Source organism: Variovorax sp. KBW07 (assembly GCF_003852515.1).
Classification (GTDB): Bacteria; Pseudomonadota; Gammaproteobacteria; order Burkholderiales; family Burkholderiaceae_C; genus Variovorax.
Genome location: NZ_QAJK01000280.1, coordinates 1 through 824, shown reverse-complemented (window position 1 = coordinate 824; position 824 = coordinate 1). Strand labels below are relative to the sequence as shown.

The window sequence follows — 824 nt, the reverse complement described above, 5'->3', positions numbered from 1 at the left end:
CAGCTTCACGGGTTCGGTGGGCGTGGGCCGCAACATTGCCATCCAGTGCGTCACCAACCACAAGAAGGTGCAGCTCGAAATGGGCGGCAAGAATCCGCAAGTCGTTCTGGACGACGCCGACCTCGCGCAAGCCGTGGAGCTCAGCGTGCAGAGCGCGTTCTATTCGACCGGCCAGCGCTGCACCGCGTCGAGCCGCCTCATCGTCACCGAAGGCATCTACCCGAAGTTCATCGAGGCAATGAAGGCGCGCATGGCAAAGATCAAGGTCGGCGATGCGCTCGCGCAAGGCACCGACGTCGGCCCCGTCTCGTCGAAGTCGCAACTGAACCAGGACATGGAATACATCGCCATCGGAAAGGGCGAAGGCGCCACGCTGGCGGCCGGCGGCGAACTGCTGAAGCTGGAGACCGATGGCTACTACATGTCGCCCGCGCTGTTCAGCGAATCGGCCGCTGCCATGCGCATCAACAAGGAAGAAATCTTCGGCCCGGTCGCCAGCGTGATCCGCGTGAAGAACTACGAAGAAGCGCTGGCCACCGCCAACGACACCGAGTTCGGCCTCTCCGCCGGCATTGCCACCACGAGCCTGAAATACGCCACGCACTTCAAGCGCCACAGCCAGGCCGGTATGGTGATGGTCAACCTGCCGACGGCCGGTGTCGACTATCACGTGCCGTTCGGTGGCCGCAAGGGAAGCAGCTACGGGCCGCGCGAGCAGGGCAAGTACGCGCAGGAATTCTTCACCACCGTGAAGACGGCCTACACGCTGGCCTGATCTTCAGGCCGGGGGCAGGGAGCTTGGCGGGGCGCGCCGGCGGCGGCGC

General features: G+C 64.6%; 1 protein-coding gene. It reads left to right on the top strand.

Annotated elements, in window-relative coordinates; translation table 11 throughout:
* Positions 1-775, top strand: a 775-nt coding sequence (locus DBV14_RS33170; protein ID WP_124466502.1) for an aldehyde dehydrogenase family protein, incomplete at its 5' end; no start/stop codon positions are given.
* Positions 776-824: the final 49 nt, after the last annotated feature.